The 19,304-nt window shown below is 41.4% G+C and carries 27 protein-coding genes; 24 read left to right on the top strand and 3 right to left on the bottom strand.

Features of this window, described 5'->3' with window-relative positions; translation table 11 throughout:
- Nucleotides 1-123: 123 nt before the first annotated feature.
- The 14 genes from YK48G_RS02135 (at nucleotide 124) to YK48G_RS02070 (ending at nucleotide 8,616) form a co-directional block, all read left to right on the top strand.
- Nucleotides 124-297 carry a hypothetical protein gene (locus YK48G_RS02135; RefSeq protein WP_203629051.1) on the top strand — a complete coding sequence of 58 codons (174 nt, stop codon included), beginning with the start codon at nucleotides 124-126 and terminating at the stop codon, nucleotides 295-297.
- On the top strand, nucleotides 281-772 hold the full coding sequence (locus tag YK48G_RS02130; RefSeq protein ID WP_203629050.1) for a siphovirus Gp157 family protein: 492 nt from the start codon (nucleotides 281-283) through the stop codon (nucleotides 770-772). Before YK48G_RS02135 ends, YK48G_RS02130 begins: the two co-directional genes overlap by 17 nt.
- Complete coding sequence (locus YK48G_RS02125; RefSeq protein ID WP_203629049.1) at nucleotides 769-1,560, top strand: ERF family protein; 792 nt, start codon at nucleotides 769-771, stop codon at nucleotides 1,558-1,560. The genes YK48G_RS02130 and YK48G_RS02125 overlap by 4 nt, the downstream gene beginning before the upstream one ends.
- Before the next feature lie 31 nt (nucleotides 1,561-1,591).
- Nucleotides 1,592-2,500, top strand: a complete 909-nt coding sequence (locus YK48G_RS02120) for a phage replication protein O (protein ID WP_203629048.1) — start codon at nucleotides 1,592-1,594, stop codon at nucleotides 2,498-2,500.
- A complete protein-coding gene (locus YK48G_RS02115; protein ID WP_203629047.1) occupies nucleotides 2,500-3,777 on the top strand; it encodes a DnaB-like helicase C-terminal domain-containing protein in 1,278 nt (425 codons plus the stop codon). The genes YK48G_RS02120 and YK48G_RS02115 overlap by 1 nt, the downstream gene beginning before the upstream one ends.
- Nucleotides 3,758-4,165 carry a hypothetical protein gene (locus tag YK48G_RS02110; RefSeq protein WP_203629046.1) on the top strand — a complete coding sequence of 136 codons (408 nt, stop codon included), beginning with the start codon at nucleotides 3,758-3,760 and terminating at the stop codon, nucleotides 4,163-4,165. The genes YK48G_RS02115 and YK48G_RS02110 overlap by 20 nt, the downstream gene beginning before the upstream one ends.
- A gap of 11 nt (nucleotides 4,166-4,176) precedes the next feature.
- Nucleotides 4,177-4,584, top strand: a complete 408-nt coding sequence (locus tag YK48G_RS02105) for a single-stranded DNA-binding protein (protein ID WP_203629045.1) — start codon at nucleotides 4,177-4,179, stop codon at nucleotides 4,582-4,584.
- A 15-nt stretch (nucleotides 4,585-4,599) separates the two neighbouring features.
- Nucleotides 4,600-5,283 carry a putative HNHc nuclease gene (locus YK48G_RS02100; RefSeq protein WP_203629044.1) on the top strand — a complete coding sequence of 228 codons (684 nt, stop codon included), beginning with the start codon at nucleotides 4,600-4,602 and terminating at the stop codon, nucleotides 5,281-5,283.
- Entirely contained in the window at nucleotides 5,284-5,733 is a 450-nt protein-coding gene (locus tag YK48G_RS02095) for a hypothetical protein (RefSeq protein ID WP_203629043.1), read from the top strand.
- Between the two features lie 44 nt (nucleotides 5,734-5,777).
- Entirely contained in the window at nucleotides 5,778-6,185 is a 408-nt protein-coding gene (locus YK48G_RS02090) for a DUF1064 domain-containing protein (protein WP_203629042.1), read from the top strand.
- A 259-nt stretch (nucleotides 6,186-6,444) separates the two neighbouring features.
- Complete coding sequence (locus YK48G_RS02085; RefSeq protein ID WP_203629041.1) at nucleotides 6,445-6,813, top strand: YopX family protein; 369 nt, start codon at nucleotides 6,445-6,447, stop codon at nucleotides 6,811-6,813.
- A 100-nt stretch (nucleotides 6,814-6,913) separates the two neighbouring features.
- Nucleotides 6,914-7,351 carry a DUF722 domain-containing protein gene (locus tag YK48G_RS02080; protein WP_203629040.1) on the top strand — a complete coding sequence of 146 codons (438 nt, stop codon included), beginning with the start codon at nucleotides 6,914-6,916 and terminating at the stop codon, nucleotides 7,349-7,351.
- Nucleotides 7,352-7,881: 530 nt separating this feature from the next.
- A complete protein-coding gene (locus tag YK48G_RS02075) occupies nucleotides 7,882-8,097 on the top strand; it encodes a hypothetical protein (protein ID WP_203629039.1) in 216 nt (71 codons plus the stop codon).
- 192 nt (nucleotides 8,098-8,289) lie between these two features.
- On the top strand, nucleotides 8,290-8,616 hold the full coding sequence (locus YK48G_RS02070; RefSeq protein WP_203629038.1) for a M78 family metallopeptidase domain-containing protein: 327 nt from the start codon (nucleotides 8,290-8,292) through the stop codon (nucleotides 8,614-8,616).
- Nucleotides 8,617-8,783: 167 nt separating this feature from the next.
- Here YK48G_RS02070 and YK48G_RS02065 read toward each other — a convergent pair whose 3' ends face one another.
- Nucleotides 8,784-9,008, bottom strand: coding sequence for a CsbD family protein (locus YK48G_RS02065; protein WP_505744171.1), 225 nt, complete (start codon nucleotides 9,006-9,008; stop codon nucleotides 8,784-8,786).
- Between the two features lie 275 nt (nucleotides 9,009-9,283).
- Here YK48G_RS02065 and YK48G_RS02060 point away from each other — a divergent pair, with 275 nt between their 5' ends.
- From YK48G_RS02060 to YK48G_RS02040, 5 genes are read left to right on the top strand one after another with little or no spacing between them, the layout of a single operon-like run.
- Nucleotides 9,284-9,847 carry a terminase small subunit gene (locus tag YK48G_RS02060; RefSeq protein ID WP_203629036.1) on the top strand — a complete coding sequence of 188 codons (564 nt, stop codon included), beginning with the start codon at nucleotides 9,284-9,286 and terminating at the stop codon, nucleotides 9,845-9,847.
- Nucleotides 9,837-11,156 (top strand): PBSX family phage terminase large subunit, encoded by a 1,320-nt coding sequence (locus YK48G_RS02055; RefSeq protein WP_203629035.1) that lies wholly within the window; start codon nucleotides 9,837-9,839, stop codon nucleotides 11,154-11,156. Before YK48G_RS02060 ends, YK48G_RS02055 begins: the two co-directional genes overlap by 11 nt.
- A gap of 11 nt (nucleotides 11,157-11,167) precedes the next feature.
- A complete protein-coding gene (locus YK48G_RS02050) occupies nucleotides 11,168-11,491 on the top strand; it encodes a hypothetical protein (protein WP_203629034.1) in 324 nt (107 codons plus the stop codon).
- Nucleotides 11,475-13,211 carry a phage portal protein gene (locus tag YK48G_RS02045; RefSeq protein WP_203629033.1) on the top strand — a complete coding sequence of 579 codons (1,737 nt, stop codon included), beginning with the start codon at nucleotides 11,475-11,477 and terminating at the stop codon, nucleotides 13,209-13,211. The genes YK48G_RS02050 and YK48G_RS02045 overlap by 17 nt, the downstream gene beginning before the upstream one ends.
- Nucleotides 13,168-14,115 carry a minor capsid protein gene (locus tag YK48G_RS02040; RefSeq protein WP_232365245.1) on the top strand — a complete coding sequence of 316 codons (948 nt, stop codon included), beginning with the start codon at nucleotides 13,168-13,170 and terminating at the stop codon, nucleotides 14,113-14,115. The genes YK48G_RS02045 and YK48G_RS02040 overlap by 44 nt, the downstream gene beginning before the upstream one ends.
- A gap of 43 nt (nucleotides 14,116-14,158) precedes the next feature.
- Here YK48G_RS02040 and YK48G_RS02035 read toward each other — a convergent pair whose 3' ends face one another.
- Both YK48G_RS02035 and YK48G_RS13585 read right to left on the bottom strand, forming a co-directional pair.
- Nucleotides 14,159-14,407: a GlsB/YeaQ/YmgE family stress response membrane protein gene (locus YK48G_RS02035; protein ID WP_203629032.1), complete on the bottom strand. Its 249-nt coding sequence runs from the start codon at nucleotides 14,405-14,407 to the stop codon at nucleotides 14,159-14,161.
- A gap of 16 nt (nucleotides 14,408-14,423) precedes the next feature.
- A complete protein-coding gene (locus tag YK48G_RS13585; RefSeq protein WP_284692004.1) occupies nucleotides 14,424-14,546 on the bottom strand; it encodes a hypothetical protein in 123 nt (40 codons plus the stop codon).
- 211 nt (nucleotides 14,547-14,757) lie between these two features.
- Between YK48G_RS13585 and YK48G_RS02030 the strand changes: the two genes are divergently transcribed.
- The 5 genes from YK48G_RS02030 to YK48G_RS02010 all read left to right on the top strand — a co-directional run bounded on the left by YK48G_RS02030 (nucleotide 14,758) and on the right by YK48G_RS02010 (nucleotide 19,302).
- Nucleotides 14,758-15,417 (top strand): DUF4355 domain-containing protein, encoded by a 660-nt coding sequence (locus YK48G_RS02030; protein ID WP_203629031.1) that lies wholly within the window; start codon nucleotides 14,758-14,760, stop codon nucleotides 15,415-15,417.
- Nucleotides 15,418-15,429: 12 nt separating this feature from the next.
- Nucleotides 15,430-16,491, top strand: coding sequence for a phage major capsid protein (locus tag YK48G_RS02025; RefSeq protein ID WP_203629030.1), 1,062 nt, complete (start codon nucleotides 15,430-15,432; stop codon nucleotides 16,489-16,491).
- An 82-nt stretch (nucleotides 16,492-16,573) separates the two neighbouring features.
- A complete protein-coding gene (locus YK48G_RS02020; protein ID WP_203629029.1) occupies nucleotides 16,574-17,272 on the top strand; it encodes a hypothetical protein in 699 nt (232 codons plus the stop codon).
- A 12-nt stretch (nucleotides 17,273-17,284) separates the two neighbouring features.
- Nucleotides 17,285-18,184: a hypothetical protein gene (locus tag YK48G_RS02015; protein WP_203629028.1), complete on the top strand. Its 900-nt coding sequence runs from the start codon at nucleotides 17,285-17,287 to the stop codon at nucleotides 18,182-18,184.
- Complete coding sequence (locus YK48G_RS02010) at nucleotides 18,181-19,302, top strand: glycosyltransferase (RefSeq protein WP_203629027.1); 1,122 nt, start codon at nucleotides 18,181-18,183, stop codon at nucleotides 19,300-19,302. The genes YK48G_RS02015 and YK48G_RS02010 overlap by 4 nt, the downstream gene beginning before the upstream one ends.
- The last annotated feature ends 2 nt before the right edge of the window (nucleotides 19,303-19,304 follow it).

The following is a 19,304-nucleotide window of genomic DNA, read 5'->3' as shown; positions in this document are numbered from 1 at the left end:
AAAAAAGCGCTCGACAAGTAGGATTGCCAAACGCTACACAGTTAAGAACATATCTAATTAATTTACATGTCTATCGTAGCAAAAAGCCATCAATTTGGCAACGTCTAAAGGGGATGTTGAACAGTGGATATTGATAAATTAATTGACTACATCGATAAAAAGATAGTGATTGGTCGCGTATTCGACGTAGCTTTTAAACACCACGATCTCAAGTCAATGCAGCGGCTTGTAAATCGTAGTAAAGAGATTTCAGCCGAAAAATCTAAGGAGGTATCTGATTATGCAAAATCCAAATAGCTTATATAACTTAGCTTCAACGTATCAAGAACTTCAGAACCGGGATGACTTAGACCCAGAGGCCATCAAAGACACCTTGGATTCAATTAATGATTCAATGGGCAACAAGATCGACAACATTGCTTCATGGATTGATTCTAACAACGCCGACATTGACTTCTACGCCAAGAAAATTAAGTTACTCCAGCAAGCTAAGAAGTCACTAGAAAATAAGAACAAGTCATTGAATCAGTACATCGTTGATTCGCTTGACCAAGCCAACATGAAGAAGATCAAGACGGATAACCACATCGTCACTACTCGAAATTACCGAGCTTCGACAGTGATCGACGATGTCCATGACTTGCCGATTGACTATATTGAGCGGGTTGTCACCGATAAGCCCAAGAAGAAAGAAATTTACGATCAGCTTAAAGCTGGCGAAGAAGTTCCTGGTGCCCGGTTAGTTCCTAACAGAAAGGCGGTAATCAAATGACTGAAAATACAGCAGTAACCCAAGCCTTACCAACTAAAGAAGATATTAAATTACGGTCGGACTTTTTCAAAGGGATGTCCAAATTTCGTAGTCAAATTGAAGCACCTAAGAAAAATGGTCATGTTGATTTTACCGGCAAGAAAGGCCGCACCAAGTACGACTATATCTTGCTTGATGACCTAATCAAGGCGATTGACAAAGCGCTTAAAGGCACCCAACTTAGCTGGCGACAAGAAACAACTAATCAGGATAGCGGCGTTAGTGTTCGCACAATTATTGATTGTGACACGGGCTATGAATACAAATCACCGTGGCTAACTTTACGAACTAATGGAATGCCGCAAGATGTTGGTTCTGCTATTACCTACGCTAAGCGCTATTCGCTTGGGACAACCTTTGGTGTTAATTCAGAAGCTGATGATGACGGTCAAGAAGCCGAAAAAGTTGCTGAAAGCAAACCAGCTAGCCAACGTAAGCCTATTAATCGATCAACTAATTCTCGTGCAAGCCAGTCAGCTGATCCGAATGCGAAGGCCAAACAAGACTTAAAAGTACGACTAAAGTCAATCAGTGCCGAAATGAAGATGACTGAAAAGAAACTGCTAGTCAATGCTGCTGGTAAAGCCAAAGTTAAGGATTTAAGCCACATGACCAGGGAAGATATTAATGCACTGGATCACGAGTTATCCACGGAACTGATGGAATTCCGTCAGGCTCAGCGGAAAGATACCGGCAAAGTTTCCGAAGCTGGCGACGACTTCTTGGATCACTTAGACGTAGACGTCTAAATATGTCTGATCAAAGAAAGGGGGTTGCAAGATGAACTACATTAGCCAGCTGAATGCATTCTATGATCGGCTCGAACTAAATCCGCTGAACTCATCTGAAATTGCTTTATGGAACGCCTTAATGTCCATAAACAATAAGACAGCATGGTCAGATAAATTTACGGTAGCTGCATCGGTGTTATGCAACAAAGCTGGAATGAAGAACATTTCTAAATCCTCCAATTTCTTCAAAGCACGCAACGGGCTTACACAAGCTGGGTTGATTACATGGAAATCACGCAAAGGAAACCAAGCCGCTGAATACACTATTACCAAGCTATACAGCGATTTGCCCACATATAGTGTGGGCAATGGTGTAGACAGTAGTGTAGGCAATGGTGTGGGCAATAGTGTAGACAGTAGTGTGACATTAAATAAACTTAAACAGAAACATAAAAAAACTTCTCGTCGTAAACACGTTTACGACCAAGGTTCTGATTACATGAAATTGGCTAAGTTCTTGCAAAAGCAAATCTTACAAAACGATCCGGATGCCAAAAAGCCTAACTTGCAGAAGTGGGCTGATGACATGCGTAAGCTGGTTGAACTGGATCATCGTAGTAAGCATGACGTTGCTTTAGTGATCAAGTGGTGTCAGCAAGACTCTTTCTGGTCAACTAATATCTTGTCAGCAGCTAAACTCCGTAAACAGTTTGGACAGCTATATATCAAGTCGAAGGCTGCCAATGGTTCTACCCCTGAGCCACAGGGTTCTGGTTCTTCGGATTTTGACCAGGCAGTTGCCAAGCAACAGCGTAATGACTTGATCTATAACAAATATTCAGAGTTTGGCAATGACCTTGATCGGGCGTTGCCAGAAATCCAAGCGATCTATCCAGATATTACGTACGAAGATGCTGACCGTGTGGTTAATCCGCCAGAGTTAAGAGGTGTCAAATAATGCAGACAAATAAAGCAGTTCCAGAGATTGAGCGTAAATCGATGTGGTTCTTAATTAACCAACCACAAATTCTAAATTCTGAGACGGTTGATGAAAAATGGTTTACCAACAACAGCTTCCGGATTCTAACCAGCTATATCAACATGTGGGCCGGTCAGTACGAAAATGCTGATCAGATAGCGGCCGCCTTTGGTGAAACTCCGTTCGGCAAAAAATATGACGTGCAGAAGGCTATCCAGTCAATCCAATCGGTTGAGATGCCGACGGATGCTCATGCGACTTTCTTGCAACTGCGCCAAGCGTTTTATCACAACGAAATGAAATCAGCCGCTATGAATGTGTTTAAAGATCCATCAGGATTCAACATTGATCATCTTGAAGAATTGCGCAAACAAGCAGATCAAAAAGACGATGCCACTGACAACGAGGCTTACAAGATGGCGGATGAAGCACTCCGGGAATTGGACGATCCCCAAACGCATTTTGTAAAAACTTATCCGAGTTTAGACAGCTTGCTGGGTGGGGGATTAACCGCTAATCAATTGATGATTATAGGTGCCCGGCCATCCGTTGGTAAGACGGCATTTGCATTGAATTTGGGAATGAATGCGATCCTGCAAAATCCAAATCTGACAATTGAAATTTTTTCACTCGAGATGAGTTCTAAACAGAACATGCATCGAGTCTATTCAGCGATGTCAAATATTCCGTTGAATTTCTGGAAGAATCCAGCGGTACGGATGTCTGCTGACCAAAAGAAGACTGCGGCAGAGACAATTAAGCAAGTTGCCCAAACTAACTTCTGGTCAAATGACCGGCTGATTACGATTGATGATATTGCCAGTGTTATCAAACAACATGCTCAACGCTTGGGATCAGGCAACTACCTGCCAATTGTGGATCATATCGGGCTAGTTGCTACTGATAATCCTAAGCAAGATACTCGCCAAGCTCTCGAAGAAGTTTCTCGACGGCTGAAAATGCTAACCCAGACGTTGAAGATTCCGCTAATTGCTTTAAGTCAACTTAACCGAGGTGTTGAATCTCGTAATAGCAATGAGCCATTTCTTAGCGATTTGCGGGAAACAGGGGCGATTGAACAGGACGCCAATATTGTTGGATTTCTTTGGCGGCCAAGTGATAACCCAGACGATGCCAATCTAAATTTATCGATCAAGAAAAACCGTGATGGGGCACTAGGAAAGATTGAATTCTACTTCCAGAAGAATATTCAAAAGATTGCTGAGGTGAGTCACCATGCAGCCGTACATGAATAAGGACGAAATCAAGCAGACCTTTGTCGATAATGATTTGCACGTTACACAAGCAGTGAAGATTCTGTTGAAACAGGCAGCGTTGTACACTGAGCGAATCCATGTCTTTAAGCAATCGGGTGAAAAGCTGTTTGCCGACAAGATTAAGGCTTGTGATGAACAGCGCGCCAAGTACATCTACAAAGCTATTGAGGTTGCCAGCGAGGAAAAACAGCAGCATTGGCGCTTCTTGGAAGACCAGCACTACTACAAGAGCCAGCTAGTCGATAAATATGGCGACTTGGACTTTATCAACAGCCTGAAAGATTTGAAGCGATTGGTTTTGATTTATGAGTTGCAAGAAATGGAAAATAATCAAAATAAAAAGCGTGCTTTGGAGCGCGTTAGTTAGGAGTGACAAGGATGCGAAACATGTCAATTACGGGGAACGTGGGACAAGACCCGACTAGTCGACAGGTCGGAAACAATCAGGTTGCCGACTTCTCAATAGCGGTTAGGCGTAATCGACCCAATCGAGATGGCAACTACGGAGCCGATTGGGTTCGGTGCTCGGTCTTCGGTAAGCGATCCAATACCGTCATGAAGTATTTTCACCGAGGCGATAACGTGGCGGTTTCCGGTCAATGGTCAATCAACCGGTGGACAGATAATCGTGGCAAGGATCAATTTGGCTTGGAGCTAAATGTTAACGACTTTGATTTGCCGCATCGACAACGGCAGTCAAATCAACAGAGCGATCATAGTCAAGGGGATCCGTTTGCTGGTTCAGGCGATCAAATCGATGTCACGGATGACCAGCTACCATTCTAAATTCGAGGTGATTAGATGTTTGGCAAGCTCAAAGCAATCAAGGGTGATCAAATTACGATCCAGCTTGATGACGAACTGAACATGTATCGGTTGAAGCGGTTTGCCGACAGTAAGCAACCAACGGTTGAACTTGCTATTGCTGATGGCCGCCAAATCTCGCCGGATCAACGCAAGAAGATCTTCGCCATGCTGCGCGATATGGCTGGATTTACCGGTTATGACGTCCGTGATATGGAGCAGTGGATGAAATACTTCTACTACGCCAAAACGGGCACAGAAACGTTCTCAATGAGTGATTGTAGTGTTGACACGGCGAACAAGTTTTTGACATTTATCTTAGACTTTTGCTTTGATAACGGCATTCCGTTCAAAACAAAGACCTGGGACAGCATTCCTGACACTTATCCAAAGGCCATGCAGTGCTTGCGTCACCGTCAGTGCATTATCTGCGGCAAGTTACACAGTGACATCGATCACTTTACCCCCGTAGGTAATCGCAGTCGGCAGTTAGTTGATCACCGCAAATTGTATTTTGAGTGCCTCTGTCGCGAGCATCATCAAGAGCGCCACGTACTAGGAGCTAAGAGTTTCATCGAGAAATATCACATCAAACCCGTGAAGCTGAGTGAACAAGACCTAATTGACTTGCACATTATGACTCGTAAACGAATGAACGAAATTGATGAGGAGATGATTTAATTGATTGAAATTAAAGAAACGCAACGTCATCGTAAATATTTTACACATCAGATGTCCGGAAATGCTATGTTTCCACCATTCCTTGATGGATATATCCAAATTGATAAAGACATGCCCCATAACTATGACGATAAATTTTATGATCAGTTTAACTTTTGGTGTGGGCCAACGTTTATTGGTGTTATTTATCCATCGGTCATCCGATATGGGGAGCGCCTAATCATGGCGCCTAAGCCGGATTTTGAAAATCTTCAAAAGGAATACACATTACAAGATTGCTTTGATTTTATCAAACCATCATATCTAAATGAGATAAAAAAGCTTACTGACGGTCAAGCTTACTTCTGGATTGTTGGGTTTGACGATAATCACGTAGAGCGTTTTGGAGACGAAAACGTTGTTAGGGATACGAAACGAATTGCTGATGAAATGGATATGGTAGCTAAATGATTAGCTATCCAAGTGGTATTACTATCAGATTTCCATACAAGGGGATGAAATCAGTGACCCAATCATCAAAAGAACTTAGTCCGCCAAAAGCTAAGTTCAACAACCACAAAAATATCGTTGATGGACATAAGTTTGATAGCAAAATTGAAGCTGCCTATTACCAGCAACTGAAGAATTTGAAGCTTGACTTCAAGGTGCATGAGAAATTCGAGATCCAGGAAGCTTTTGATTTGCCAGACGGCCATCACATTAGGCACTGTGTTTATACACCAGATTTCAGCATATACAGTGATGGCAAGTTGAACAGCGTTGTTGATACCAAGGGCAGTTGGGTAACGTTAACTGATGCGTCGAGCTTGCGAATGAAGTTCTTTGAACATCAATACAAAGCTCCGGTCATTATCGCCACGTACGACTACCAGCATCATGTTTTTGAAGAAAGGGAGAAATAATATCAAGTTAATTGGAATTAAGAGCCACAAGCTCTATGCCAAGGGACCAACGAAGGCCGACTTGTTACGCCAGGTTCAGCATGATTACCCATCCTTTCAGAAACCCACCAAGTGGACTGACAAACACGGTATTGCCAATACTCCGGTGTTGCCTGAAGCGATGATGATCATTCGGATAGAGTCCAAGAGTGTGGTGCGACGAGAAGCTGAACTAAAAGCTGAGCTACACAAATATCGGAGCAATTAAGGAGGCAGACAAATGAGCAGAGAAATTAAATTTAGAGCATGGGATAAAGATGATCAAGTTATGGATTTTCCAACTGAAATTAGCTGGGGTGATGGAGGAGATATCCAAAATGTGGATACTTATCATAAAAAAATGACTAATAACTTTGTTCTTGAGCAGTTTACCTGTTTAAAAGATAAGAATGGCAAAGATGTTTACGAGGGGGATTTATTAAAAATTAAGTACCCTTTTAGTGATAATTATGAAATAGGTGAGGTTAAATGGTCAAACTCAGACGCTGGGTTTATTATTGGTAATTTTCAATTTTGGAAAGTTGTTCCCAAGTCTGCTGTGGTTGGCAATATCCACGAAAATCCAGAATTACTGGAGGCAGAAAAATGAGTAAATAAAAAAGCTCCCGTTTCCGGAAGCTAGTTGGTGCTAATTAATAGGCAACTTCAGTATAGCATCAATTATGGTTAGAGCAAAGGGGATTGAGCAGATGAAGACACGTACTAAACGTATGATCGAAGAATACTTGCGCGAATATCCGGAAACCAATCGATATATCAAGGAGCGAACGCTACAAATTATCTATCCAGCTAAACAATCTGACGAAAATGTTGGCGGTGGGCGTGCTCAATATAAATATGATCAGTCAGTTGTTTACACGGCGATTAGTCTTGCAGAAGATAAAATTCTTAATACATTAAAGCATCACCGAGATGTCATTGATGATTGCTTGGACGACGCTGGACAAGATACAGAAACAATTATCAGGGAGCTTTACTTCAAGCGGCATCCTCAATATACAATAGATGGTCTGATTACTAATGGCAGGATCCATGTTAGTAGGTCAAAAGCATATGAACTTCAAAGTAATTTTATTAATGAGGTTGCTGAAGGGCTTGATATCTATGATTTATCAGACGTGGACTAATCGTGGATTTTTGAGGGGCCTAAACGCCCTAGAATGGTATTGTGGAATTTGTGATGAGGTTTCACTTTCTTTCCTTAGAGCGTGGCTGATTACGTAGAATTGCGGAAGGGTACGGCATAGAATAGCCGCTGCAGGGTTCGATTCCCTGCCAGCCACATTGTTGACTGGTCTTGTATAAAAATGAATTCTTCCCAAATGCAATGAGTAGTACCTGGCCAGTCAACAAACATGTAGCTCACGCAAATACAAAACGTATGTGTTGTGTTGTCTAGACTTGAGTTGTAGTGAGTTACGTGATGCCTGCGGCGGAAAACGTGGGCTTTTTTAGTACACAAAAACTGCAGGCATTTAAGTCGCCTGCAGATGAAACTTTATTCACTCCCCGGTTACTATTATAGCACAAAGGGAAACGCTTACAATGAGTATCGTTAAGGAGGTGGCAATGTGGCCACGTTAATTATTTTAATCTTGGTTATGTTGCTGCCGGCTGGTCTTGCTGAATATGGTCGTTATAAGGGCTGGTGGTACTGATGAGTGATCGTAAACATCCACACACGCCGATGAAGCAAACCGCTTACGGCTATGTATGTAAAACAGAACAGCAGATTGATAAGCAACTAGATAAGGATTTAAAGCAGTATCTTCGCAAAGAGGATACTGTTAATTTGAAGAAAAAGAGGGAACTTCTTCATGGCAAGCACAGCTTAAACACTCAAAAAGTGAAAACGAACAGGAAGGATTCCTAACCATTTTCACTTATTTTCTATTTCTTAATGTGTCGTGGTGCAGAACGCTTATATCCTGGCTGCCTTTTGGATGGATGAACAATAACAGTTTTTGGTCCCAACTTATGTGGATGAGCCGGAAAATTACGATGTTCAGGAATAGCCATGGAATCACCTCCCATGATCTAATTATATTCTCTGGAGGATAAACCGATGAAGAAAATTTCTAAAGTATGTATTGGTGGAATAAATTATCAAATAAAATTTGTAAAGAACTTAGAGGATACTAATCAACCATGCTGGGGATTGACTGAGTATGAGAAGGCTACGATTTTTCTACGTGACGGATTATCTTGGCAAAAGAGGCGTCAGACGTTGATTCATGAAATGGTTCATGTCATGCTTCATGAAGCTGGATTAGATGATGTTTGTAATGATGAAAAGTTAGTTAATCCGCTTGGCAATGTACTTAATGAAGTGTTAGCAGATAATCCTAAATTACATTTCTTATATTTGCCAGAAGGGAGTTTGAAACAATAAATGAGCAAACACATTAAGCATACGAAGAGTCATAAGAAGTCAAAAATCAAAGATCGCAAGCGAAAAGCTCTACAGACCCGACGATTGAATGAGCTGAAGCTGAAAGGTAAACTATCTCATACCTAGGCAATTAAAAAGGCAGGCTGAATAGTCTGCCTGCTAACTAATTACTGTTCATCTTTTTTAACATTTTTCTTGATCTCATCAACGGTATCTTTGGCCGTTTCCTTTACGTCAGAAAGTTTCTCTTTAGCTTTGCCTAAGATGTTTTGGCCTTTACCTTCAGCTTCACGAGCCTTGTCATCGGTAACTTTGCCTTCAACTTCTTTAGCTTTTCCGCTTACCTTATCCTTAGTACTGTCAGCTTTATCTTTTAAACTCATAAAGAACATCTCCTTTATTTATTAAATGGTACATCTATATTATCTTAGGGAAATAACCCAATTGCAAGTATTTAGACGTATAGGAAAATTGGAGGCCTTGAATATCGATGAGTAAACACAATAAGCACACAAAAATTTAAAGTTAAAGATCGCAAACAGAAGAATTTAGCAGTGTGGCGATTGAATGAACTAAAATCCAAACAAGAAAAGATTAATGGCATCGCTTAACGGCGGTGCTTTTTTGATGCATAAAGTTAAACAATACGGAGGTGTGGTGATATGTAATGTCTAAACGTAAATTAACACCGAAACAGCGAAAATTTGCCAACGAATATATTAAAACTAATAACGCCTATCAATCAGCCATAAATGCAGGCTACGCAAAGGGTACAGCTCGTAACGCAACTAAACAATTACTGGAAAATACTGGAATCCAACAATTCATTCACAGAAAGACTGGTAAGGCCGAAGCAGAAACTGAAATAACAACAGATATGGTGATTGCCAATCTCTTAAAAACAGCTTCTGGTATGCCATCAAAACATCGTTCGACAACTTATGACCACTTGAAGGAAGAGCTGACTAGTGACAAAACATACACTGGTCCACCAACAGTTAAAGATCAGGTAGCGGCAGCCCAACTAGTTTTGCAGATGGCTGGTAAGCTCAAAGCCGATGATGGGGAGTTAACGAATGCTAAGATCCGTAAAGCTAACGCTGAGGCTAAAATTGCTGAAGCCAAGTTGGCAGATCTTGAAGATGATAAAGATGATCAGATGGACGCATTAACTGATATGTTGGGCAAACTTGCTAAGAATGTGCCAAAGGATGATAAGAATGACAGTTGACGATCTATTTACTAAGAAGCAACAGCAAGTGTTAAACCAAGAGCTGAACAACCACCGTTGGAAATTGATGATCAATTATGGAGCTGCCAGAGCGGGCAAAACGTTCGTGGACAACTTCGTTTTTTTATATGAAGTCAAGCATGCGGCCCGGACTGCCAAGTCAGAGGGCATTAAATATCCGATGTACATTCTGGCTGGAGTTTCAAGTAAAGCAATTGCCAATAACATCCTGAATGAAATAGCCAATACATTTGGGTTGACTTTTAAATTTGATAAGCATAATTCATTCAAAATTAAATTTCCTGGCTTACCGGCTGTCAAAATTGTCCAGACGTTTACAGGATCTATATCAGGATTGGGTGCCATTCGTGGAATGACGTCATATGGAGCTTATATTAACGAAGCTTCACTGGCCAATAAAGAGGTCTTCGAAGAAATCCGCTCACGATGCTCTAAGCACGGCGCAAGAGTTGTCTGTGACACCAACCCTGATGTGCCCACACATTGGCTAAAAACGGATTATATTGATAATCCTAAGCATTCTAGTGAAATCATTAGTAACCATTTTACGATGGATGATAATACTGCATTGGATCCGGAATATGTGGCTGGCCAGAAAGCAACGACCCCTTCCGGCATGTTCTATGATCGAAAAATACTTGGCTTATGGGTTGCTGGAGAAGGACTAGTTTATCAAGACTTTGATAAGCAAAAAAACTTGATTTCTCGTGATGAATTTAATAAACGTACTGTTAATCAGCAGCTTACTTATTACGCTGGTGTTGATTGGGGATATGAACACGATACTTCAATCGTCGTATTGGCTGATGATAATAATGGCAACACATACCTGGTTGAAGAACATACAGGCAATCTACAGCAAATCGATTATTGGGTTGATATAGCTAAGCAGATCCAGCAAGAATATGGCTTCAATATTCCTTTCTATTGTGATACCGCACGAACGGAACATATAGATAAGTTCAAGGAAAATCATATTAATGCACTGTATGGATATAAGGCTGTTTTAAAAGGTATCGAAACAGTGGCTGGTCTAATTAAGAAACGGAAGTTTATGGCGATTCAAGAGGGCATTCAAAAATTTCTCGATGAGATCTATCAATATGTGTGGGATGACAAAACTGGTGAACCAGTTAAAGAGCATGACCACGTCATGGATGCTGTTCGTTACGCAATTGCAACCCGTCAATGGAATCATGATTATAACCAGCCACATGATAATTACGAGCAACAAGAACAACTATTGGCTGACAAAGGTCTAATTGATTATCCGGATGATTTATTTTAGGGGTGATATAAATGTCAAAGTTAATGACAATGGAAGAATGGGAGAAGCAACGAACTACTAAAGAAACAGCTCCAATGGATATGCCGGTGTTTGAACCAATGTTAAATGGGCATCCACTGGAATTTGAGGATCGGGGTATTACTTACTCCGTCCCGATTGGTCAGGATGTCAAAATGATTTTTGAAGGTTTGATACAACTGGTTAATGACAACCTTACTGAGAAAGATAAGGCAGTTGATGATGGTCACAAATTATTAGCTGTTAAATTTGCTCACGAATATTGCAAACTGCACAAGCAGGAAAGTGAGGTAAATACAAGTGGCAGAAACCAATGATTTATCCGCTCACTATCGGTCAATCAATCCTCAACCAAACTCAATAAGTTTACTAAATGGTCGACGTTATGGGAACCGCTATTCTTTCCAGACTAACCAGGCATACAACATTCCGTCTTCTAAATGGGAAGCGGTTAAAGACAGCCCTGATAAATTTCAAAAGTTGGTTAAGTGGTATGTCAGCGATCATTTTGACAATCAGCTGCCCCGAATTCTTGAACTGGAACGTTATTATTTAGCAGATAACAATATTCATTACTGGTTGTCACATAAAAAATCGAATCGAGCAGACAATCGAATATCCAGTGCGCTTGCCCGATATATTACCAACATTCAAGTTGGCTACGAGTTTGGAACTCCACTGACATTTGGTTATCAGAATAAAGATAATGACAATGACACCGGCGACAATATCATGCAAGTTTTAGATGATTTTAACCAAAGCAATGATGAACCATATCACGAAAAAATAATGGGTAAGAACTTGGCAAATGTTGGCCGGGCATATGAGTTATTATATGTTCCCCAGAACAGTAAACAGCCTAAGATTACAGCAATTGATCCTAATAGTGCGTTCGTTGTTTGGTCAACAGATGTTGAGCCAGTTGAGTTATTTGCTGTTCGCTATTATGTCGTGAATGTTGCTGACGAAACTTACTATCAAGTTGAAGTCTATACTGACAACCACATTTATTATTTCAACTGTAAGGATAACCCCGATTCCGATTGGACCTTAGATCATTCAGATGAACATTTCTTCAAAGAAGTACCGTTGATCGAATATCGATTAAATGAGGAACGTGTGGGTGCATGGGAGACCAAGCTTGATGAGCTGGATGCATACGATCAGGCATTATCTGAAATGGCTAATTCTCAAGAAGATTTTAGCAACGCTACGCTGATGGTTAATGGGAAAGTTGCTAATAATTCTGGTAAAACTGAGCAGATGCTAGATCCAAAAGGACAGCCGGTTTATCTTGACAATACGCATGGTGGTTATACTAATCAGTCAACTACAAATGGCAAACCTAATGCACCGGTTATGGTTCAGAAAGTTTTGGATACCAAAGCCAACGTGCTTTATTTGAAGCCCTACATTCATCAGAACCCGAATGGAACACCATCTATTAGTAATACATCCGCTGGTTACCTGACCAAGTCACTTGATGCCAATGAGTGGCAAATTTATATTCAGCAGCTATTGTCAGATATTCATAAGGACACAAACACCCCAGATACAACTGATCAGAACTTTGCGGCCAATGCGTCTGGGGTTGCCATGGCTTATAAGCTCTGGGGATCCGATCAGGAAATGGCAATGTCGGAAACACTCTATCAGCGTGGCATTAGACGGCGCTTGGAGCTATTAGCCATTTACTGGAGCTACCTATCAAATACAGGAGTTAAGGTAACTGATGATAGCAACCCAGCCGATAACGTCACAATCACATTTACGCCAAACTTACCCAAGAATAATCAAGAAACGATGACTTTAATCCAAGGGTTAAATCAAACTGGCAAGTTCTCTGCGCAAACGTTACGCGAATTAGCTGAACCGATTACGGGAATTCCTGCTGATCAGGAAAAAGAGCGATCTGATGATGAAGGATCTCAACAGGATGATCGGACCGCTACACTGATTGCTAATGCACAAGCTAATGCACAGAAGATGAATAATGGATCGGGTGATGATGATGGCAACGATCAAGCAGGAACGTAAGAAGATCAACAAACTGATCAAACGGGACAACCGCAACAATCAGACGATTGATAGATTCTATCAGCAAGCTTTAAGTATTATTGGGAACCATCTCCATGAATTTTACAATGAATATGCTGATGAAAACGGTTTGACACTTAACCAAGTATCCCAAAATGTCAATTCTTGGGATATTCAGGAATTCTATCAGGCTATTAATGAAATGCTAGCTGATGTTAGCCCAGACGATAAGTTGTCTCAGCGTCTGCAGGCAATTTATGCTCAAGCATCCATTTCTCGACGCGATATGCTTGGTGCATTGATTGGTGCTGGTATGAGCATTGCCACGGCTAGAAGTGAGTCATTTGCAGTTAATGAGCTCAAACAACAGTATATTGATGGCTATGAAGACTTTAGCCCCCGCAAGTTAGCGACGGTTCCAGCTAAAGTGGCTAAACAGACTGAATATTCTCAACGAGTTTGGGTTCATGGCGACGTTATGACAACACGAATGAAAGAAACCCTGAACAAGGGATTAAGTCGTGGAATGGGTCAAGCAGATATCAACAAGATGACCCGTAGTATTCCCCAAAGCGGTGATCGAATTGATGGCAATTTGGCTACTCCAATGAACCAGATGTTATCTAGGATTCACACGCTAACCATTGATGAAGGCGCCAATAATAGCAATAAAGGTAAAAGTAAAGCATATGAAGAACAGAATGTTAAGTATGTTATGTGGTTGACCCAAGAGGATGATCATGTATGTGACATTTGTGAACCACTTGATCGACAGATATTCCCATATGGTGAAGCACCAATTCCTATTGCTGATACACATCCAAGATGCCGTTGCCAATTAGTTGCTTGTGACGAGAATGGTATTTTACTTAAAGGACAGACTGACGAAGTATTGCAAGATTGAAAAAGCCGCTTAGCTTAATAAAACTAAGTGGCTTTTCGAAAAATTAGTCGTTTGATTTTCCAATGAAGAAAGAAACTACAGCGACCACAATTATTGCTCCAATGATTGAAGGGATGATTGCCATACCTGCTAATTGTGGACCCCAAGATCCCAGTATTGCTTCTCCAATTGAGGATCCAATTAACCCAGCAACAATATTAGCAATCCACCCCATAGATTTCCCTTTACTGGTAATTGCTCCTGCAATAGCACCAATAATAGCACCAATGATTAAAACCCATAACCAATGCATAAAACATCATCCTTTCTTATTTTTGTGAAGGACGTTTTCTGGATTCGTTATAATTTTGAATTTCTTTAAAAATGGCTAACAAAAGTTGAAATATAGAAACGATAACAGATACTTTTGACCAAAATCCAATTTTTTTCATACGAATTCCTCCATTAACTATGACACATCCTTCAGAACAAATTATAAACAATCGGCTATGTTTGAACAAGCTATTTGCTTTCTCTCTATAGGGTAAATCCGAATGTTTGTATAATTGCCTTTCTCTCAATTACAGGCGTTAAAGAATGATTGATTTAGTTATTGCACTTACAAACAATTCAGTCTACGGACTTAAAAAAGGAGTTTTGACAATGAAAACTAATTTGCAATTCTTTGCTGATCCAAGTAATGACCCTGAACCAACTGATCCAAAGCCAACACCTAACGATCCTGCTCAAGATCCTAAAGATCCCAAGCCATCTGGCAAGACCTATACACAGGATGATATTGGGAAAATGATGGCTGCTAAAGCTAAGGAAGTCGAAAGCAATCTAAAGGATGACTTTCAAAAAGAACTTGAGCAAAAAAAGCAGGAATGGCTTGAAAAGGGTGAGAAACGAGCCGGCATGAATGCTAATGAAAAGGCTCAAGCTGATTTGGACGAACAACGCCAAGCCCTCAAGGATCAACAAGACCGACTTCAAAAAAAGTTAGATGAAGCCGATCGTAAAGACGCCTTGGCAGCAACCAAAACGGCTCTAACTGACCAACACATTCCGGCTGAATTTGCGGAATTCATTAGTGATGTTAAGGAAGAGGTTCGCAACAACAATTTGGACAAGTTTACAGGCTTATTTAATAAGGCAGTCCAAGAAGCAGTTGAAAAGAGAGTGACTGGTAAGCAGTCGCCCCAGAATGGTGGCCAGCAATTTAGCACAGCACTAACACAGGCAGACTTTGCAAAGATGAGTCTTGAAGAGCAGACCAATCTTTATCGTCAAAATCCGGATCTATATAACAAACTTAAATAGGAGGTGTAGGTTATGGCTGTAATTAACGGCAATCCTACTAATTTTAGCAATTTAATTGAACCCACTGTCTTTCTTGATTGGATCTATCGGCAGAACACACAGACTAATCGTTTCGTACAATCTGGCGTGTTAAAAAATGATCCGGTGTTAGGCGGTCGCCTGCTACAACCGGGTCGAACAGTTGAGATTCCAGCAATGAATGATTTGTATGGCGATGCCGATGAGTGGAATGATAGTCACGATATCCAAACCAATGGTGTTGATTCTGCTATGGAATATGGCATTAAAATGTATCAAGACAAGTCATTTGGTAATACTGATTGGGGTGACTTGATTTCCGGAGCCAGCACACAGCAACAAATTGCCAACCGTTTTGGCAACTGGTGGACTCGTCAGGATACTCAGCTCTTGCTTAATACTGTTAAAGCAACGTTTAACAATGCTGATATTGCAACAGCTAAGACTTATGGCGTTGGTGCTGAGGAAGAATTATCAGCTGGAAACTTTGTCAAAGCGCTTGCCCGTATGGGTGATGTGATGGATAACACGTTGTCAACTTTGGTTGTCAATTCTGCTGCATATTCAGAGATGCGTGAGCAACAACTTATTCAATACTTGCAACCGGCTGGTGCTGGGACACCAATTGCGACATACCAAGGCATGAGCATTATCCAAGATGACAGTATTCCGGTAGCATCTGATGGTACCACTTATGCTCTTATCTTTGGACCTGGTGCAATTGATTATGCAGCAGCTACCCCAACCAATGGACTAGTTGTTCAACGTGACGAATTTCAAAAGGGCGGCATGGTTGCCGTTATCCAAAAGCGGGTTGTAACTTGTCATGTTGCCGGAACAAACGTTGATCTTACACAAACTAATCCTGACACTTATCAAGCTGACCTGAAAGATGGTACTAAGCCATTGTTTGCAGTATCTTATGATCCTCGTCAAATCCAATTGGTGAAGTATGGATTTAAAGTTGGCACAGATTATGTTGTCCCAACTATCAATGCACCAAAAGGGAGTACCAGTACAAGCACTTCAGCAAGCGACAGCACGTCGTCAAAATAACACCCCCGTCCGGGGTTAATGTGACTCCGACTGCTGACGGGGCAATAATCAGTGCTAATTAATAAAAAGGAGATTATCTATAATGGCAGATATTAGTAATTTAACGCTGTTAGCTTTTAGTAATGGCCAACAAGTTGCATCTGGAGAGAAGGGTTCTGGGACAGTTGCAATTTCCGGGTTGTCGGCCGGAACCGTTGTCCCTGATGGCCAATATCAAGTTGCTTTTTCAGATGGAACTACTACAAGTACAAAATATGATGTGCCGGGATGGACTGTTTTAGGCGGCTCTACTAGTGTTAGTGCTTCAACTAGTGGGTCAGTGAGTGTTTCGGAATCTGCGTCAGTAAGTGTTTCTGAGTCTCAGTCGGTTTCAGCTTCCACCAGTGCTTCTCAATCAACGTCAACTAAGGTACCTCAAGCAACAACGGTGGAAGTTACTCCAATTAATGGTGGCTTTGAGTATACCGTTAAGGGCAACGGCTCGAATGATTATAAGATCTATTATAAGAAACAGTCAGATGACTGGGATAATGCTGAATCCGTTGATGTGGATAAAATGCACCCTAGTGGAACGGTTACTGGTTTGGACAACGGCACTGAATATACGGTTGAGGCAGTTGGCATTGTTGATGGTAATGAAGCTGAACGTGATGATTCATTGGAAGTTCACGTTACTCCGGTTGCCCCAGCTTCAACGTCTACTAGTGAAAGTGAATCAGTTTCGGCTTCAGAATCAGTCAGCGCGAGTGAATCAGCTTCCACCAGCACCTCAGAGAAATAGTGAGGTCGGCACATGAAATATATTATGTGTCAGCCAGCAATTGTACGTTTTCGCTGGCAACTACAAGTGATCATTACAAACATGTTGAGCTTAGGGATTAAGTCACAGGATATTATTGTATTATTTGACATGTCGCCAGGCACACAAGCAGATATTCCACCATTTATTCAACATAAATTTGGTGTTCAGGTAGAAACATTTAGTGATGATCTAAGGCCTGATAAAGCCTATTTACCAGCCATCAAGCCGTATTTGCTCTGGCAATATTTTACTAGGGATCCACAGGCCGCTAAGCAGACCTATTTCTATATGGATTCAGATATCATCTTTCGAGAAATTCCCGAGTTTGATTTATTTACACCGAACGCACATAAATGGTATGGCACTTACTTGTGGTACACGCTGGATTTAGATTATCTGCATATCTTTACGCATGATGATCACGATATTGAAAAAATGGCTAACGTTGCCGGGATTACTTTGAAAGATGTCAGACAGCATAATCACGAATGCATTGGGGCGCAGTTCTTGATAGCCGATTCTCAGCCAGAGTTCTGGCATAAAGTTTTTTTGGATTCAGTCAAGATGAATCATGTGATGGAATCCATGCACAGTCAATTAAAAACACGGTGGTGGGCAGCCGAAATGTGGGCAACTCTCTATAACATGTGGGGTGCCGGTATTCAAACCATTCCGACAATGGAACTGGACTTTGCCTGGGCAACGGATCCGTTGCATCGCTATTATGAAACCAAGATTTACCACGATAGTGGTGCCACTGACAGTCGGCATGGGATGTTCTGCAAGCTTGACTATAATTTCAAAGAGCCGTTTAATGATGATCTTTCCTGGGTCAATCCCAAGCTGTGCTCTAGCAAGTACGTTGAAGCGATTAAGAAGGTGAAAAATTGAATTATGTAGTGGAACCAATTAACAACTTTGCTTGGGATGCCACCGTTAAACCGCGCTATGATGTCGCGGCTTTTTTAGTATCGGTTGGCTGGCGACGGTTAAAGTTGCCAATGTTTTATCGGCTCAGTCAAGCAGAAGCTCGCCAATACATTCGCCAAGCAGTTAGTCAGTTTAAGCCAGGAGATGTCGTCCTTTGGCAAACGCCAACTTATAACAGTTACTGGCCGTATGAAAGCGAATTTGTTAAAGCTGCACACACCTATGGTGTGAAAGTGATTGCTTTGGTGCATGACGTCGATGTCTTACGCGGTTTGGGAGCAGAAGTTGGGAGCTTACCCGAATTTTTAAACCAATTTGATTGCTTAATTAATCTATCCAGTCGGCTTAACAAGCTGTTAGCTGAATGGGGCGTCAATGTACCAATGGTTACGCGTGGTCCGTGGGACTATTTGGTTAAAGGCCCGGTTACCGGCACTAAACTATTCACTAAGAATGTTTACTATACCGGCAACTTAACGGTTAAAAAGTCACATTTCCTGGATGAATTACCAAGCAACGTTCAGCTTAAAGTTTACGGCGATAAACCAGCGGAACGGTCTTTTAAGCCTAATCTCGAATGGCTAGGAACGGCGCAGCCGGATCACTTGCCAAGTCGATTAAATGATGGTTTTGGTCTGGTATGGGACGGTGAGATCAATCCCTTATCGGCAAACAAATATGGGACCTATCTAGCGTATAACTGGTCACATAAGCTGAGTGCTTATTTAGCGGCTGGTATTCCGGTCATTGTTTGGCGTCAATCCCACGCAGCTAAGTTTGTCACAAGTAACGGCCTGGGGTTAGCAATTGACAATCTCAATGAACTAGCACCGGCATTGGCTAAAGTGACTCAACGACAATACCAAGGTTATTTGGATCATATTCAGCCCTTCTCGCAACGCATCCGGGAGGGCTTTTACATTATCCAAGCCACTAGTGAAGCCCTTTTAAAGCTAGGAAATGGGGCCTCAGCATCAACGTCAGCCAGTAGTTCCACTTCGGTAAAAGCAAGTGCGAGGCAAAGCTGGGTCGCAAAACTAATTAATTGGTTAAAACATTTATTTAGAAAGGGGAACTAGGT

The organism is Lentilactobacillus fungorum (genome assembly GCF_016860605.1).
In the GTDB taxonomy this organism is placed as follows: Bacteria; Bacillota; Bacilli; order Lactobacillales; family Lactobacillaceae; genus Lentilactobacillus; species Lentilactobacillus fungorum.
Note: the sequence above shows the minus strand (reverse complement) of the source record. Positions and strands in the feature narration are given on the sequence as shown.